A 17561-nucleotide genomic window follows, 5' to 3' on the forward strand; every position below is an offset into this window, starting at 1 on the left:
AGTAAAACGTAAAAGAATGTGTTCTAAAAATCAAGTTATTGAATTTTAAAAATATATTTAATTTGACAGAAAAAACATCATGGGAGTATTCTTATCTAAAGTTTGTTATATCAAATAATGTTTTATATACAAAACAAATGAGGATGCAAGGATGAGTTGGATCTCAGTTTGTCAGCAAGACGACATCACCGAAGACGAGCCGAAAGCCATTGAAGTCGACGGTAAGAAAATTGGCGTATTTTTCATCGATGATAATTACTTTGCCATCGAGAATGTTTGCCCACATGCCTTTGCCTTGTTAACAGAAGGCTTTATCGAAGATCAAACAGTGGAATGCCCATTGCATGAGGCGATCTTTGATATCCAGACAGGTGAGTTGAAGAGTGGACCAGGATGCCGTGATTTGTGCACTTATCCAGTACGTGTTGAAGGGCAGGACGTTCAAATTCAACTATAAGTTTTATTTTAAAGGATGGAATCTCATGAAAACTTTTAATGAGAAGCTAGCGAACTGGATTCATGCCACGCCAGCGACCGCAGCAGGGATTAACAATATTCAGATACCAGGACAGGCAGAGCTACTGGTTTGGCAAACACGTTATAAAGAGCCAACTGTCTATGAACAGGATTTTGTTCAACATCTCATCAAAGCCTTTTCTACAGGCGTCACTGAACTCACTGATTTAGTCCAGTCTTTAAACCAGCAAGGTTTTCGCTGTGAATCTGGTGAGCTTTGGACTTCTGAAAAGTTCTCAGAAGAAATGCAACGTTTAGGTTATTAATTCAAGGAAGAATAGTGATGAACGCAGCAGTATCAGTTACTCCAAGTGTAGAAGAGTATTTAGATTTAGGTTTACGTGATCAGTGGCATCCTGTGTTAGCAAGCTGGGAAGTGGCTGCAAATCCAGTCGGTATTACCCGTTTAGGTGAAAATATCGTGGTTTGGCGTGACGCAGAAGGTCAGGTTCATGCTTTGGAAGATCGCTGTCCGCATCGTGGCGCACGTCTTTCTTTAGGCTGGAATCTGGGCAATCGTGTAGCTTGCTGGTATCACGGTGTTGAAGTTCGCCATGATGGCGTTGTGGAAGATGTGCCTGCGGTACATGATTGTCCAATGAAAGGTACGTCATGTGTCAAAAGCTATCCTGTGATTGAGCAGCATGGTGCAATTTTCATGTGGTTTGGTATCGATGCCAATGAAGCGCCTAAGCCGCTAGATTTTCCTGAACAACTGGCAAGTGAGGAATGGAGTTCATTCTTATGTCAGGCGGATTGGAAAGTAAATCATCAGTATGCGATTGATAATGTCATGGACCCGATGCATGGTAGTTATTTGCATTGCACCTCACACTCAATGGCAGAGGGCGACCGTACTGCGGAAATGAAACACCGTTCAACGCCAAATGGTTTTGTTTTTGAGAAAGAAGGCCAAATTGGGGTGAATTTTGACTGGGTTGAATATGCCAATACGGGTGCAAGCTGGTTACGCCTCTCAATTCCGTATCGTAAAGACTTTGGCCCAGGTGGCGAGTTCTGGATCGTGGGTTATGCAACGCCAATTGATGCCAACAATACCCGTGTATTTTTCTGGCGCTGCCGTAAAGTCAGTGGCTGGCAACGTAATGTCTGGCGCTTCCTTTACCGTAACCATTTAGAAAAATTGCATTGGGATGTATTGGAACAGGATCGCATTATTTTAGAAAATCTTGCACCGAATGCCCGTCAACACGAATTCCTTTATCAACATGATGTTGGTCTCTCTCGTTTACGCCGTTTAATGAAGAAAGAAGCGGAAAAACAGTTAAAGAAAATTGCAGCATTGAATACCTCAAACCGTATTGAAATGCAGGAAGAAGTTCATGGTTAATGTCGCATTGTTACAGGACAAAAAAGTCCTTGTCACAGGTGCGGCAAGAGGCTTGGGTCGAGACTTTGCACAAGCGATTGCGGAAGCAGGCGCTCAAGTGGTCATGGCTGATATCTTGACTGATCTGGTACAAGAAGAAGCTGCTGCTTTGCAAGCACAAGGCTTAAAGGTCAATGCTGTAAGTATTGATCTGGCAAATGCAGACTCGATCCAGCAAGCAGTTCAGCAAGCAGCTGAGCGCATGGGCGGAATGGATGGTTTAGTGAATTGTGCCGCACTTGCAACCAATGTTGGCGGTAAAAGCATGGTGGATTATGACGCAGATCTTTGGGATCGTGTTATGAACATTAATGTGAAAGGGACTTGGCTAGTGACCAAGGCCGCGGTGCCTTATCTCAAACAGTCCAGTGCAGGCAAGATCATTAATGTGGCTTCGGATACAGCGTTGTGGGGTGCTCCCAACCTCATGGCCTATGTTGCGAGCAAAGGTGCATTAACCGCAATGACACGTTCCATGGCGAGAGAACTTGGGCCATTCAATATCTGTATTAATACGCTTTCACCGGGATTGACTCTGGTTGAAGCAACAGCTTATGTGCCACAAGAACGCCATGATTTATATGTGAATGGTCGTGCGATTCAACGTCAGCAATTACCACAGGATTTGAACGGAACAGCCCTTTATTTACTATCAGATTTGTCCTCGTTTGTGACAGGACAGAATATTCCAGTAAATGGCGGTTTTGTCTTTAATTAAGGAGTAATCTCATGATTACAGGGATTGAGATTTTAAAGTTTGGCGTTGAAGACAGAGCTGCTTCGAATAAATTTTTGGCAGATTTCGGTCTCAAGCAAAGTCAGTCAGATATTGAAGGGACGGATCTTTACCAGACACAAAACGGTAGCAAGATTTACTTATTTGATTGTGATGATCATCGTTTACCAAAAGCCATTGAGTCAGGTTCAACTTTACGTGAAGTGACTTGGGGGCTAGATGATGTTGCACTGGATTTGGCAAATTTAGCACTTCGTCTAAATGATGTAGAGGGTTATCAGGCGACTGCGGATATGGTGCAGTGTCTAGATCCGAATGGTATGACGATTCGCTTTCAGAAAAGCTTTACCCAAGATCTACCTGCATTAAAAACAGAAGGCATTAACCAGTACGGCAATGTACAACGTGTCAATGCAGCAAGTCCTGTATATGACAAAGGACAACCTGTTGCGATTGGTCATGTGGTGTTTTTCACACCTGATTTAGCAAAGACGGAACAGTTCTATATTGAAAAGCTTGGTTTCTTCTTGTCGGATGCTTATCGCAATCGTGGTGCATTCTTACGCTGTCGTGGTAAAGGTTTCCACCATGACCTGTTCTTGCTTTCAGTACCAAATAAACCTGCTGGACTCAATCACGTTGCATTCGTGGTGCGTGATATCCATGAGGTGATTGGTGGTGGATTGCACATGAACCGTTCTGACTGGTCGACTTTCATTGGTCCAGGACGTCATCCGATTTCTTCAGCTTACTTCTGGTATGTCAATTCACCGCTTGGTGGTGCGTTTGAGTATTACACCAACGATGACTATCTGACCGAAGAATGGCAACCACGCATTGAAGAACATCGTCTGGAACTCTTTACAGAATGGGCGATTGAAGGCGGTCTGGATGATCATACCCGTCGTCAGGTTAAACCTGCATAAGTACAGATCAGGCAGGGAGAACAAGCTATGGAAAGAATCGTAATTGTGGGTGCAGGACAAGCCGCGGGTTGGGCAGTCAGTACTTTGCGCCAGAATGGATATTCAGGTGAAATTCATGTGGTCTCAAATGAAGACCGTGTGTTTTACGAACGCCCACCATTGTCAAAACAGGTACTTTCAAAAGAAGCTACTTATGAAAGCTTGCATCTGTTTTCTCCAGAGCAGGTGCAGGATTTTAATATCCAATGGCACAAGCCAGCAGTTGCTACTCAGGTAGATCGCCAGCAGAAGCAGGTGGTTCTGGAAAGCGGTCAGGTTTTACCGTATGACAAATTGTTGATCGCCACAGGTAGCCGCGCGCGTGTTCCTGTGAACACATGGCAGTTTATTCCAAATGTGGTGACTTTACGTAATGTTCAGGATTGTGAGCGTTTAGCCGAAATCTTGCAACATTCGCAAAAGTTGGCGGTGATTGGTGGTGGCTGGATCGGTCTGGAAATTGCAGCGACGGCACGTAAACAAGGTAAAGAGGTTCATATTTTTGAATATGGCGATCGTCTGTGCGCGCGTAGCGTCAGTCCCGATGTCTCTGAGTTCTTGAAAAACATGCATGAGCAGCAGGGTACCCAGATTCATTTAGACAGTAAAAATCTGCATTTGATTGAAGCGGGTCAGCAAAAAGTTGAAGTGGTCAATCATCCTAATGCAAGCGAACTGTTTGATTGTGTGGTTGTAGGTGCAGGTGCTGATATTGCCAAAGAGCTTGGTGTTAATGCGGGCTTGGACGTGAAAGATGGCATTGTGGTGAATTATTTTGGACAGACTTCTGACCAGGATATTTATGCCGCAGGTGATGTTGCGATTCATCCAGGGCTTGGGTATTGCATCCAGTCATGGGCCAATGCACAGAATCAGGCCATTGCCGCTGCAAAATCAATGCTGGGTATTGAAACCGAATATAGCGATATTCCGTGGTTATGGTCAGATCAGTATCATTTCAATATTCAGATTTTAGGTACTTATCAACCTGAAAAAACAGGGCAGATTGTGGTTCGTAAAAGCGCAGATGATCAATGCAGTTATTTATATCTGGATGATCAAAACCGTTTACTCAACATGATCGCAATCAATGATTCAAAACTGGTCAAACTGGCAAAGCGCTGGATGCAGTCGAATACCGAGTTAGACCCAAAATTATTAGCAGACCCTGAATTTAATGTAATGAAATTAAAACCATAAACATTAGATTCGGTTCATGACTCAATCGAAGGGATGAAGTATGAGTAATGAAGAAAAAAGTGGATTAAAGCATTGGGTTCCTGCTTTCGTCCTGATGGTATGTGTCGTTCTGGCATTTTTCGACAAAATCAGTATTGCGGTCTTGTTTGCTGACCCGCACTTCCAAGGTGCGATGGGGATTGCACAAGATAAGGCAAAACTCGGATGGCTCATGACCAGCTTCTTGTTGGCTTATGGTTTTTCCTCGGTCTTTTTGAGTTTCCTTGGCGATATCTTTAATCCGAAGAAAATGCTGTTCTGGAGCGTCGCATCGTGGGGCATTTTAATGTTCTGCATGGGATTTACCACCAACTATACCGGTATGTTGATCCTACGCGTTTTGCTCGGTTTGGCTGAGGGACCCTTATTTGCATTGGCGTATGCCATCGTGAAGCAAACCTATACCGATCGCCAGCAAGCACGTGCTTCGACCATGTTCCTACTAGGTACGCCGATTGGTGCATTTCTGGGTTTTCCAATTACCGCCGCAGTGCTTGCGAAGCACGACTGGCACACCACGTTTTTTGTGATGTCAGGTTTAACAGTAGTTGCACTTCTGGCGATTGCATTTGGTCTACGTAATTTACAACTCAAGAAAACCATTGAACTTGAATCAACCAGCAAACGCCTGAATTTCAAAGGTCATATTCACAATACCAAAGTGCTATTACAGAACCGTGCCTTCTGGCTGGTGTGCATTTTCAATATTGCACTGATGACCTATCTATGGGGATTAAACAGTTGGGTGCCTTCTTATCTGATTCAGGACAAAGGCTTTAACCTGAAAGAGTTTGGTGTTTATTCAAGCCTTCCATTTATTGCCATGCTGATTGGCGAAGTGATCGGTGCTTTCCTTTCTGACAAGTTAGGCCGCCGTGCTGTTCAGGTTTTCAGTGGCCTGTTGGTGGCAGGCATCTTTATGTATGTCATGGTCATTATGACTGATCCGATTCTCGTGATCGCAGCAATGTCTTTAAGCGCAATGGCTTGGGGCTTTGGTGTCGCAGCAGTATTCGCTTTACTTGCCCGTGTAACAACTGCCGATGTTGGTGCAACTGCGGGTGGAATTTTCAACGGAATGGGTAATTTTGCCAGCGCAATTGCACCTGTTTTGATCGGTTACATCGTGATGCAAACACATAGTTTTAATTTAGGAATTACCTTCTTGGCAGCCGTCGCTGTGATTGGATCGTTCTTCTTAGTTCCTTTATTGAAACGTTATTAATCAAAATATTGAACAAAACCTAGGAGTTAAAACATGACTACTCAACAATTCGAATCATGGACACAACCTGAAGGTACAAATTTACAAGACTGGTTGAATACACGTATCGCACGCTTTGAAACACGTAAATATGATTTTGATGCATTGAAGTTCCAAGCGGACTATGACCCGAAATATCGTCGTGCACAAATGCGTTATATGGGTACAGGTGCAACAGGTGTGGTCAATGATGGCAATACGGTTCCAGCTGAAAACTTTACCTTTTCAACCATGGTTTTACCTGCGCAATGTGAAGGGCCTCTGCATATTCATCACGATGTTGAAGAAGTGTTTTTCATGTTGCGTGGCGAAATTGACCTGTTCATTGAACATAACGGGGAAAAATTTGAGACCAGACTGAAAGAGCGTGACCTGATTTCAATTCCACCGGGTATTTATCGCGGTCTGTTCAATCCGGGTCAGGAAGATGCCTTGATGTGTGTGATGTTGGGTGCTGGTAAACCAACCATCCCGAACTATCCGCCTGAGCATCCGTTGTCTCAAATCAAACGTTAATCCGATTGATCTTATAAATGTTGAAGGAATGACATGATGAAACTGATTGAGCTTTTAACTCACTATCCAGTCAAAACTGTTGCCGTAAATGGTGCTGTGCAAGCTTATCGTGAAGCAGGTCAAGGCCAGCCGCTGGTTTTGCTGCATGGAATTAGCTCAGGTTCAGCATCCTGGATTAATCAGTTGGAGACACTCAGTCAGCATTTTCATGTCATTGCCTGGGATGCACCGGGTTATGGCTTATCCGATGGTTTAAACACAGATCAACCCAATGCAGCCGATTATGCGGAGCGAGTATTAGGCTTGATGGATGCGTTGAACATTTCAAAAGCCATTGTAGTTGGACATTCATTGGGGGCCTTACAGGCCAGTGCGTTTGCCCATCTTTATCCTGAACGGGTACAGACCTTAGTGATTGCCAATGCAGCACAAGGTTATCAACGTTCCGATGAAGACACCAAAGCACAGGTTTATCAAAAACGCCCGAATATGTTGAAAAGCTTGGGCAATGCAGGCATGGCTGCCAGCCGTGGACCGCATTTGATTTATAAACAGGAACCTCAGGCACTGGCTTTGGTCAGTGAAGTGATGGGGCAACTGACATTAGATGGTTTTACCCGAGCATCTTATTTGCTGGCGTATGACGAAATTCGAAATTATTTAACAGAACTTACTGTTCCTTGTGTGGTGATTGCGGGTGACAAGGATGGAATTACGCCTGCGCAAGCGATCAAGGAACTTGCGATAGAAATGCAATTGAGCCGATGTCATCTCATTACAGATGCAGGTCATCTGAGTTATGTCGATCAACCTGAACAGTTTAACGACATTGTTTTATCGGCACATTAAGACTTAAACGAGAGATATGGATATGAGCTTCCAAGTTGAAGGAAAAGTAGCAGTTGTAACAGGTGGCTCGTCAGGCATTGGTTTGGCTGCAGTCGAAATTTTAGTTGCAGAAGGTGCCAAGGTGGCGTGGTGCGGTCGAGATGAGCAGCGTTTGGCGGCATCAAAACTATATATTTTAGAAAAATATCCGCATGCCAATATCTTCACCAGTATTTGCAATGTCTTGGATAAAGAAGATGTAAAACGCTTTGCACAAGAGGTCAATCAGAATCTGGGCAATGTCGATATGCTGATCAATAACGCAGGTCAGGGACGTGTGTCTAATTTTGAAAATACCCAAGACGAAGACTGGATGAAAGAAATTGAACTGAAGTATTTCAGTGTATTACATCCAGTACGTGCTTTCTTAAATGATTTAAAACATTCAGCATGCGGGTCGATTACCAATGTGAATTCTTTGCTGGCACTGCAACCTGAACCGCACATGATTGCGACTTCATCTGCGCGTGCGGCATTGCTGAATCTAACCCATTCACTGGCGCATGAATTTACCCAGTACGGTGTTCGTGTCAACTCAATTCTTTTGGGCATGGTGGAATCAGCACAGTGGAAACGCCGTTTTGAAACCCGTTCTGATCCAAATGCAACATGGGAACAGTGGACAGGCAACATTGCCAAAAACCGTGGCATTCCAATGCAACGTTTAGGCAAGCCAGAAGAGCCAGCACGTGCCTTGGTGTTTTTAGCATCGCCTTTGGCATCGTATACCACAGGTTCGACACTCGATGTCTCTGGTGGATTTAACAAACATTTATAAGGTGTTCACATGAAACAGTTGATGATGATTGGTTTTGGAGCGATGGCGGCAGAAGTGTATGCCCACATGCCACAAGACCTGCAACTTAAATGGATTGTGGTCCCTGCACGCAGTGTAGAAAAAGTACAGGCGCAGGTTGCGGCTGATGTGCAAGTGATTAGTTCAATCGAACAATGTCAGGGGACACCTGATTATGTGATTGAAGTGGCAGGACAGGCTGCGGTGAAAGAACACGCGCAAAAAGTCTTGGAAAAAGGCTGGACCATTGGCCTGATTTCAGTGGGGACTTTGGCGGATAACGAATTTTTAATTCAACTGAAAAAAACGGCAGAACAAAACGATGCGCATCTGCATTTATTGGCAGGTGCAATTGCCGGGATCGATGGGATCTCTGCGGCTAAAGAAGGCGGTCTGGAAAAGGTCACCTATAAGGGCTGTAAGAGTCCAAAAAGCTGGCGTGGTAGCTATGCGGAACAGTTGGTTGACCTCGATCAGGTTAGCGAAGCAACGGTTTTCTTCCGTGGCACAGCCAGAGAAGCAGCCTTGAAGTTTCCAGCCAATGCCAATGTGGCAGCCACGATTGCACTGGCAGGACTAGGTATGGATAACACTATGGTCGAGCTGACGGTTGATCCGAGCATCAACAAAAACAAGCACACCATTGTAGCAGAAGGTGTATTCGGTGAAATGACCATTGAACTGGTCGGTGTGCCATTGGCGAGTAATCCAAAAACCTCAACCTTGGCTGCATTAAGTGTGATTCGCGCTTGCCGCAATAGTGTTGAAGCAATTCAGATTTAAAAGGATTTGATCATGGTAAAGGAAATTTATATCGCAGGTGAATGGCGATTAGGTAAAGGCGCTACGATTCAAAGTTTATTTCCAGCAGATCAATCGGTGAATGCTGAAATTTCAACGGCGAGTCTGGAAGATGTCAATGAAGCCATCGAAAAGGCAGATTTGGCATGGCGTAAAGCTGAGTGGCGCAACAGCATGCCGCATGAACGTGCCCGTATTTTATATAAAGTGGCAGACATTATTGAAGCGCGTGTAGATGAGCTTTCAAAGTTGCAAACCCGTGATAATGGCAAGCCTTTGGCTGAAACCCGTGCCTTGACCATGAGTGCGGCAGCAACAGCGCGTTATGTAGCAGCAGCCTGCGAAACCTTGAATGATGAGCTGACCACGCAACGTGCCGCAGATTTCATGACCATGAGTGTGCATGAACCAGTGGGTGTGGTCGCTGCAATTACCCCGTGGAACTCGCCGATTGCCAGTGAAGTACAGAAATTGGCACCTGCACTTGCGGGCGGTAATGCCGTGATTCTAAAACCTGCGGAAGTGACTTCTTTGATTGCATTGGAACTCGCAAAAATCTTTGAGGAAGCGGGTTTACCGAAAGGCTTGCTCAGTGTATTGGTCGGACGCGGTTCGGTGATTGGTGATGCAATCGTAAAGCATCCTTTGGTACGTAAAATTTCATTTACGGGTGGAACCACCACGGGTCGTCATTTGGCACATTTAGCAGCCGATAAACTGATCACAACTTCTTTGGAGCTGGGTGGAAAGTCTCCAACGATTGTATTGCCAGATGCAGATATTGAACTGGCAGCCAAAGGTGTGGCTTACGGTATTTTCAGTTCGGCTGGACAAGCCTGTATTGCAGGTTCGCGCCTGTTTGTACACAGCAGTATCTATGATCAATTCCTAAGTCGTCTGGTTGAAATTACCAAAGGCTTGCGTGTTGGGCATCCTGAAACTGCAGGCGTACATCTCGGCTCTTTGATTAACCCGAAGCATTTGGCTTCTGTCGATGACTATGTACAGCTCGCGAAACAAGAAGGTGGGCAAGTCCTTGTAGGCGGTCATGCCTTAACCGAAGGCGAGTTTGCCAAAGGTAGCTATTACTTGCCAACCATCATCACTGGTTTGAGTAATTCAGCACAAACCTGTCAGGAAGAGATTTTTGGTCCTGTGCTGGTGGTGATGAAATATGACGATGAACAAGATTTGCTTGCACAAGCCAATGACAGTTGTTTTGGTCTTGCTGCAGGCATCTGGACTGAAAACTATCGTAAGGCATGGCAAATTGCCCGTGCTTTAGAGGTCGGTACGGTCTGGATCAATACCTATAAAAAATTCTCGATTTCAGCGCCATTTGGTGGCTTTAAAGAAAGTGGTATCGGGCGTGAAAAAGGTCGTTTAGGCATTTTGTCTTACATGCAACAAAAAAGCATCTATATGGGATTAAGCGAGCAGCCAAATCCTTGGGCGAATTAATACATTCATGGAATGAACAGTTTTTGAGGAATATACAAATGACAGAACGTGTAAATGTCGGCGAAGCCATCGCCCGTGTTTTAGAAGCACACCAAGTAGACAGTATTTATGGCGTGATCTCGATCCATAACTTACCGATTGCTGATGCAGTTGGTCGCCGTGAAAAAATCCGTTTTGTAGCGGCACGCGGTGAAGCAGGTGCAGTCACGATGGCAGATGGTCACTCACGCTTTAAAGGGCTTGGTGTGGCGCTCACCAGTACGGGCGCGGGTGCAGGTAATGCGGTCGGTTCACTGATTGAAGCGATGAATGCAGGCAGTCCTGTTTTACACTTAACTGGGCAAGTCGAACGTGAATATTTGGATCGTGATGCCAGTTTTATTCATGAAACCAAAGATCAGCTGACTTTCTTACGTGCATCAAGCAAAGCTGCTTTCCGTATTACTAGTCCTGACAATGCGGTGGGTGTGATTCGTGAAGCGATTCGTGTAGCTACGACGGTACCGATGGGGCCAGTGAGTGTTGAATTACCGATTGATGTACAAGCAGCAGAAATCGATTTGCCGCTGAATTTAGGGCCTGTAAAAGCGCTTGAATTGCCACAGACTGAACAGGTCGAAGTCGATTTAATCGTTGAAGAACTGAAAAAAGCCAAACGTCCAGTGTTTTGGATCGGTGGCGGTACGTTGAATAGCGTTGCGGAAGTCAAAGCCATCGCTGATCTTGGTATTCCTGTGGTGTCATCAACACATGCGCGCGGTGTATTGGCGGATGATCATCCGCGTAGCCTAGGTGCATTCCATAACTCGGCTGGCGTAGAGCAGTTACTTAAAGATGCTGATCTATTAGTAGTGGTGGGTTCACGTTTACGTAGTAATGAAACCAAAACCTATTCAGTGCAATTCCCTGACAATATTATCCAGATTGATGCCAATCCAGTCGCACAACAGCGTAATTACAAAGTTCGTAATTTCATCTGTGGTGATGCTAAAGATGTGCTGCAACGTGTATTGACGGGCCTGCAAGGTATCTCAAAAGTCGACGCAGATTATGATGCAGCTGTGGCTCAGGCCAAACAGGCTGCGATTGATGCTTTACGCAAGCAGCTTGATCAATATGCCTTGATCTGTGATCACTTACGTGCCGCATTACCGCAAGATGGTATTTTTGTACGTGATATTACCATGTCAGGTAGCACTTGGGGCAGCCGTTTATTCCCAGTACAGGCGCCAAACCAGAATATTCATTCTCTAGCAGGAGCTATTGGTCTAGGTCTGGCAACTGCGATTGGTGCTTCGATTGCCAATCCTGACAAGAAAGTGATTGGCTTGGTGGGTGATGGCGGTTTGATGTTAGGCATCGGCGAAATCGCAACCATGGCGCAAGAAAATACCAATATGGTGCTGATGATCATGAATGATGGTGGTTATGGCGTCATGCGCGGTATTCAAAATAACTACTTCGGTGGTCGCCAGTATTTCAATGAATTGCATACCCCAGACTATAAAGTCTTAGGCGAAGCAATGGGGGTGAAGAGCTGGAAAGTGGGTAGTGCGGATGAATTCAAGACCGTGATTCAGGAAGCTGTTGATTTCAAAGGTCCAAGCGTAATTGAACTGGATATGCATTCAATTGGGCCATTGAACTTTGCAGGGCCACCACAGAAAAAATTGTACTAATCCCACTGAGCATTGGCAGTCAGTGCTGATGTGAAGACCGTTTTATGGGCAAATTTTTTTGCCCATAAAACGATAAAAACTATGTTTTATAGGTAAAACAAAAAAGCTAGCCAACAGGATCGTTGGAACAAAAACCAAGGAATCAAGAGATGAAAAAGACCTCTATAGCCGTGCTATTTGCTGCATTTTATTTGGGTAGCAGTTCAAATGTATTTGCACAAAGCTCAGCCCTGGAATGGAAAAGTGCAGATGGTACGGATTCAGTACAAGTCGGCGGTGTGGTACGACTCAATCAGCGTTATGAAAATTGGGAAGGGCCGAATGGTGGATTCGGTAAGCTGTATTTCGATATTTTTCGGCTGGATTTAAAAGGCAAATTTGATGATGCCTATTTTAATGCCAGTTACCTGTTTCAAGATCAGGAAAAGCGTTCGGTCGAGAAAGCCTATGTCGGCTATAACTTAGATGAAAATAACAGTATAGAAGCAGGTTTTGTCTATAAACCTTTTGCAATTTATCCCTATCCGCAGAATGGCTGGACTTACCATATTCCATTTTTCCTCGGCTACGGCAATAACGTTGCGCCAGGTTTGAACTGGAATTTTCATAACAAGGACTGGGATGTAAAACTCGGCTATTATCCGCAAATGCTGGAGACCAGTCTGCGTTACTCGCCTGAAAGTGCAACCTATGACGATCTTTCAGAAAATGCTTTCCCGAATCAGAAAGCCTATCAAAATGAAAAGCGTCACCAATTTAACACGCGTATTGTACGTAAACTGGAAACAGAATTCGGTAAGCAAGAGTTTGGCGTTTCAGGTGCGATTGCGCAATTGCATAATAAAAGCACTGATAAAAATGGTCAGTATTATGCGGTCGGCCTGCATACCGATAATAATTACAAACGCTTTAATGTACAAAGTTCTGTGATTCACTATCAATATGATGCCAAAAACCCAGATGGGGTTAGCAATGATGTGACCTTGATGGGCAATAATGGATTTACGCCTGCCTATTTCATTGCTTCAGAAGCCACCGTTGCCAGTTTAAACCTTGCTTATACCTTGCCTGTACAGGATATGGGTAAACTTAAAGCTATCCGTTTCTATAATGACTATAGCTATATGGACAAGAAACGTGATGATTGGTCTGCTTCACAAATGAATACCACAGGGATGATGATTATTGCTTCGCCATTTATGGTATGGGCCGATTATACCTGGGGTAAAAACTCCAATATTATTGGTGGTGCTTCCAATGCAACGGGCTATACCTCAACTGTTTCGCCGTATAGTGACCAATGGCTTTACCGCATCAATTTAAATATTGGATTTAGTTTTTAAAGCATTTCCGATCTTATCTAAAAGGGCAAATCGAAAGGTTTGCTCTTTTTATTTTAAGGATCAGTTGAGTTCTGATTCATGCTAACGATTTAATTTTCTGTTTTGGATATTTCAAAACGTCTTTGCAGTACAGCAGTCATTTGCTCCACCAATTTTGACACCAAGCCGTCCTTATCCCAAGCATAGATCGAAACTGTCATAGGATTGGCCTTACCTAATGGAAGATATTCACGTACTCGATAGCCTTTGGTGGTTGCAACAGGTAGCAAGGACAGGCCGAGACCAGTTTCGACGCCGACCAGTACGCTGGCTAAGCTATTGCTGGTAAAGGCAATATACCAATGTCGCCGTTCACGTTCGATTCGTTCAAACATGTCTTCCCGATATAGCCCACCTTGTGGAAAGGTTACCAGTGGAATCGGATCTGACCAGTTTCCGCCATGATCAATACTTTCAAACCAAGCCATTTCTTCAGGGAAAGTCGCATGATGATCCGCGCTGGCAAGGGTTTCTTTGACAATGACCAGATCAAATTGTCCGTTTCGATAGCCTTCCATCAGATCACGACTCAGTCCTGCGGTCACATCAAGGCGAATACTACGATGTTGTTTGCTAAATGCACTTAATGCCAGCGCCATATCGGTATTCATAATATCTTCGGGTAAGCCGATATGAATCGGGATGGTGCCCGTCGGATCACCGAGAACATTTTGTGCCTCTTGCTGAAGTGCCAGAATACGTCGAGCATAGCTAATCAGATATTCGCCTGCACTGGTGAGTTGCAGTGGTCGGGCATTTCGATCAATCAATTGTTTGCCCACAGCTTGTTCCAGTCTTGCCAATTGCTGACTGACGGTCGATTGGGTCATGTGTAAGCGTTCTGCCGCTAAAGTAAAACTGCCCGCTTCAATAATCGTGACAAAGGCGCGTAACAAACGTGGATCAAACATCGCAATAACTCATTGTTTGGAATTATTTTTCCATTTAAAACTTAAATAGCTATTCATTATCTTAATACATTTGATTCAATAATTTAATTTTTAAATAGTTATGAATCTCGTTATGCTCAAGTCACAAGTTGATTGATTGCAAGGATGACATCGCTACAACTCAAAGCGTTGTCTGCATCTTGCTGTCTTTCCAGTATTTGCATGGAGGAAGTCGATGAACAAGTCCCTAATCGCTGCTGTTTTGGTGATGACATTATCTGCATGCGGTTATGCAAGCTCAGGAGATCCAATGCACAATGATGCGTTACGTCAGGCTGCTGCACAAAATGATGTGGCCCGAATCGAGCAACTGTTGCCTAAAACTGCCCAAATAGATTCGCGCGACTCGTCGGGTTCAACCGCATTGATGATTGCGACACGAGCCAACAATATTCAGGCTGCGCAAGCTTTGATCAAGGCTGGAGCCGATGTCAATGCCAAAGATAATATTCAGGACAGTCCTTATCTCTATGCGGGTGCAAGAGGGCATTTAGAGATTTTGAAAATGACGTTGCAACATGGCGCAGACCTGAAAAGTACCAATCGATATGGCGGTACAGCATTGATTCCTGCCTGTGAGCGGGGTCATGTCGAAACGGTTAAAACACTGATTGCAGCAGGCGTAAAGATTGATCATGTCAACAATCTGGGCTGGACTGCATTGTTGGAGGCCATCATGTTAGGCAATGGTGATAAGCAATATCAGCAAATCGTCGACCTTCTAATTCAGGCAGGTGCCAATGTCAATCTCGCTGATCGTGAAGGAGTAACGCCATTGGCTCATGCTCAGGCACGCGGTTACAAGACGATTGAAAATGCATTATTGGCGGCTGGTGCAAAATAAGGCTGAGAGTATGAACATGAATAACGATACAGATTTTCTTCGTCAGGCCATTGAACTGGCTTATCAAAATAGTGAGGCAGGTGGACGTCCATTCGGGGCTGTGATTGTCAAGGATGGGCAAGTGATTGCTTCTGGCGTCAACCAGATTCTCAGCACTAATGATCCCACTGCACATGCAGAATTGCAGGCCATCCGTACTGCCAGCAAACAGCTCAACTCAGCCAATTTAGAAGGATGCATTGTTTTTGCCAGTGGTCATCCATGTCCGATGTGTATGGCTGCGATGCGTATGGCGGGTATACAGGCTGTGACTTACGCCTATTCAAATGAAGCAGGTGAACCCTTTGGCCTATCTACCGCCGCAATTTATGCAGACCTCGCCAAGCCTTTTGCAGAGCAATCGATGCAGATTCGCTATGTCCCTGTACGGCTGGAGCAAAAACCAGATTTGTATGCGTACTGGAAATCATTGACCTAAATCATGATGACCTCCTTTAATCATCGTCCGATGCTGATCGCAACTGTGGCATTGGTCGGACTCAATTTACGGCCTTTTATGACCAGCATTGGGCCAGTCGCGAATCCGATACGAACAGGGACGGGCCTGAGTTTGCAAGGGATTGCCTTACTTACTTTAGTTCCTATGCTGCTGATGGGAATCATTGCCTTTGTTGGGCCTTCGATACAAAGTGCGCTGGGTGAGCGTAAGGCCATTCTGACGGCTTTAGCGATTATCTGTCTGGGATGTGCATTACGTTTTATTGTGCCGAATGGTGGATTCTTGATTTTGACTGCTGCCATCATTGGTTTGGGTGTGGCGATTGTACAGGCCTGCTTTCCAAGTATGATCAAAAGAGAATTTGCGGATCATCTGGGGCCGATGATGGGGCTGTATTCGGCCATGCTGATGGGCGGCGGGGCTTTGGGTGCTTTAATTGCGCCGATGGTCACTAGCTTGAGCGGGGACTGGAAAATTGGTCTATCTATTTTCACTTTACCCGCAATTGCCGCATTGCTGCTTGCCAGTTGTTTTTTAGCTCGACCTGCAAAATCTCAATACAAACTTCCATCGGTTGGCGTGTTTATGAAACAGCCGCGGACATGGTTATTGATTTTTTGCTTTGGGCTGATCAATGGTGGCTACAGCTCAATCGTGGCATGGCTGGCACCTGCGTATCAGGAGCGAGGCTGGAGTGCAACAGCGAGCGGTAATTTGATGGCGCTACTGACACTCAGTCAAGCTGCGGCAGCACTGCTATTGCCTTATTTATCCCGAACCAATAAGGACCGCCGGATCTGGATTGGTTTAACTTTACTCATGCAATTGCTTGGATTTGCTGGCTTGGCTTTTATCCCTGAATATTTGCCTTATCTATGGGTCGTGACTTTAGGGGCAGGCTTGGGTGGCAGTTTTGCTTTACTGATGATTGTGGTACTCGATCATCTGGCTGATCCAGCACATGCAGGGCAGCTTTCTGCCTTGATGCAAGGTGGTGGTTTCTTACTTGCAGCGATTGCGCCGTGGCTACTTGCCGTATTTCACGGTTTTACGGGAGGCTATACACTCGGCTGGATCTGGCATTTGGCGATGGTAGTGGTGGTGAGCATACTAGTGATCAGGCTCAACCCAACACATTATGCAAAAGCCATCCGCTTGGAAAAATAAATCATCTGAAGCTAAGTTAAAGAAAAACAAGGCGTTTATTTTTTAACTTTTTTTAATAAGGACGTATCGCGTAGTTAACAGGGAAGTTTAAAAAAATAAATAGAATGTGACATTTATTGTCATCTATAGACAGAACTGTATAGACATTAAATCGTTTTTTTGAGTAAAATATGGCAAATTTAATGAAATGTTCTATAAAAAATGTTGAACAATATTTTTAAGGCTCTGGAAAGTTTAGGCCTCACAGCACAGAAGCGTGCGATCCATATTCAGTTTTCAAATCAAAATTTAAATTCCCAAGTCTTCCTGCAACGTATTGATGGTCAGCATGAATTAAATGCTGGCTTTAAGGCAGAGCTGATCTGTTTATCGACCAATGCCACCATTCCCTTAAAACAATTTATTGGCAGCCAAGCCGCAATTGACACCGTTACCGATCAGGGCCAATTGAGCCGTGTCACGGGGATT

General features: G+C 44.7%; 18 protein-coding genes and 1 pseudogene. 18 read left to right on the top strand and 1 reads right to left on the bottom strand.

The window, feature by feature from the left end; all coding sequences use genetic code 11:
- Positions 1–151 precede the first annotated feature (151 nt).
- The 14 genes from A9Z07_RS16645 to A9Z07_RS16710 all read left to right on the top strand — a co-directional run bounded on the left by A9Z07_RS16645 (position 152) and on the right by A9Z07_RS16710 (position 13594).
- Positions 152–457, top strand: a complete 306-nt coding sequence (locus tag A9Z07_RS16645; RefSeq protein WP_004772876.1) for a non-heme iron oxygenase ferredoxin subunit — start codon at positions 152–154, stop codon at positions 455–457.
- A 25-nt stretch (positions 458–482) separates the two neighbouring features.
- Positions 483–782: a recombinase-like helix-turn-helix domain-containing protein gene (locus tag A9Z07_RS16650; protein WP_069579903.1), complete on the top strand. Its 300-nt coding sequence runs from the start codon at positions 483–485 to the stop codon at positions 780–782.
- Between the two features lie 17 nt (positions 783–799).
- The gene (locus tag A9Z07_RS16655) at positions 800–1867 is read left to right on the top strand and encodes an aromatic ring-hydroxylating oxygenase subunit alpha (RefSeq protein WP_004772872.1); all 1068 of its coding nucleotides are present in this window, start codon (positions 800–802) and stop codon (positions 1865–1867) included.
- A complete protein-coding gene (locus A9Z07_RS16660; RefSeq protein WP_069579904.1) occupies positions 1860–2624 on the top strand; it encodes an SDR family oxidoreductase in 765 nt (254 codons plus the stop codon). Before A9Z07_RS16655 ends, A9Z07_RS16660 begins: the two co-directional genes overlap by 8 nt.
- Before the next feature lie 11 nt (positions 2625–2635).
- Positions 2636–3568, top strand: coding sequence for a VOC family protein (locus A9Z07_RS16665; protein WP_047428359.1), 933 nt, complete (start codon positions 2636–2638; stop codon positions 3566–3568).
- A gap of 27 nt (positions 3569–3595) precedes the next feature.
- The gene (locus A9Z07_RS16670) at positions 3596–4807 is read left to right on the top strand and encodes an NAD(P)/FAD-dependent oxidoreductase (protein WP_069579905.1); all 1212 of its coding nucleotides are present in this window, start codon (positions 3596–3598) and stop codon (positions 4805–4807) included.
- 40 nt (positions 4808–4847) lie between these two features.
- Positions 4848–6071 carry an MFS transporter gene (locus A9Z07_RS16675; protein ID WP_004772867.1) on the top strand — a complete coding sequence of 408 codons (1224 nt, stop codon included), beginning with the start codon at positions 4848–4850 and terminating at the stop codon, positions 6069–6071.
- A 33-nt stretch (positions 6072–6104) separates the two neighbouring features.
- On the top strand, positions 6105–6626 hold the full coding sequence (locus tag A9Z07_RS16680; protein ID WP_004652930.1) for a cupin domain-containing protein: 522 nt from the start codon (positions 6105–6107) through the stop codon (positions 6624–6626).
- Positions 6627–6659: 33 nt separating this feature from the next.
- Entirely contained in the window at positions 6660–7475 is an 816-nt protein-coding gene (locus A9Z07_RS16685; protein WP_069579906.1) for an alpha/beta fold hydrolase, read from the top strand.
- Positions 7476–7497: 22 nt separating this feature from the next.
- On the top strand, positions 7498–8292 hold the full coding sequence (locus A9Z07_RS16690) for an SDR family oxidoreductase (protein ID WP_069579907.1): 795 nt from the start codon (positions 7498–7500) through the stop codon (positions 8290–8292).
- Between the two features lie 9 nt (positions 8293–8301).
- Complete coding sequence (locus A9Z07_RS16695; RefSeq protein WP_005258255.1) at positions 8302–9093, top strand: aspartate dehydrogenase; 792 nt, start codon at positions 8302–8304, stop codon at positions 9091–9093.
- Between the two features lie 12 nt (positions 9094–9105).
- Positions 9106–10572 (top strand): aldehyde dehydrogenase, encoded by a 1467-nt coding sequence (locus tag A9Z07_RS16700; protein ID WP_069579908.1) that lies wholly within the window; start codon positions 9106–9108, stop codon positions 10570–10572.
- Between the two features lie 38 nt (positions 10573–10610).
- Entirely contained in the window at positions 10611–12251 is a 1641-nt protein-coding gene (locus tag A9Z07_RS16705) for a thiamine pyrophosphate-binding protein (protein ID WP_069579909.1), read from the top strand.
- 149 nt (positions 12252–12400) lie between these two features.
- The gene (locus tag A9Z07_RS16710; protein ID WP_069579910.1) at positions 12401–13594 is read left to right on the top strand and encodes a hypothetical protein; all 1194 of its coding nucleotides are present in this window, start codon (positions 12401–12403) and stop codon (positions 13592–13594) included.
- A gap of 89 nt (positions 13595–13683) precedes the next feature.
- On the opposite strand, the gene A9Z07_RS16715 is transcribed toward A9Z07_RS16710, so the two are convergent.
- On the bottom strand, positions 13684–14544 hold the full coding sequence (locus A9Z07_RS16715) for a LysR family transcriptional regulator (protein WP_069579911.1): 861 nt from the start codon (positions 14542–14544) through the stop codon (positions 13684–13686).
- A gap of 247 nt (positions 14545–14791) precedes the next feature.
- Between A9Z07_RS16715 and A9Z07_RS16720 the strand changes: the two genes are divergently transcribed.
- The 4 genes and pseudogenes from A9Z07_RS16720 to A9Z07_RS16735 form a co-directional block, all read left to right on the top strand.
- Complete coding sequence (locus A9Z07_RS16720; RefSeq protein WP_413772632.1) at positions 14792–15427, top strand: ankyrin repeat domain-containing protein; 636 nt, start codon at positions 14792–14794, stop codon at positions 15425–15427.
- A gap of 16 nt (positions 15428–15443) precedes the next feature.
- Positions 15444–15905, top strand: coding sequence for a nucleoside deaminase (locus A9Z07_RS16725; protein ID WP_069579913.1), 462 nt, complete (start codon positions 15444–15446; stop codon positions 15903–15905).
- A gap of 3 nt (positions 15906–15908) precedes the next feature.
- Positions 15909–17093, top strand: coding sequence for a cyanate transporter (locus tag A9Z07_RS16730; protein ID WP_081406448.1), 1185 nt, complete (start codon positions 15909–15911; stop codon positions 17091–17093).
- A 201-nt stretch (positions 17094–17294) separates the two neighbouring features.
- A pseudogene (locus tag A9Z07_RS16735) lies at positions 17295–17561 on the top strand (phage late control D family protein); the annotation flags it as partial.

Origin of the sequence: Acinetobacter sp. YK3, from assembly GCF_001729365.1 — a bacterium.
GTDB classification, from domain to species: domain Bacteria; phylum Pseudomonadota; class Gammaproteobacteria; order Pseudomonadales; family Moraxellaceae; genus Acinetobacter; species Acinetobacter vivianii.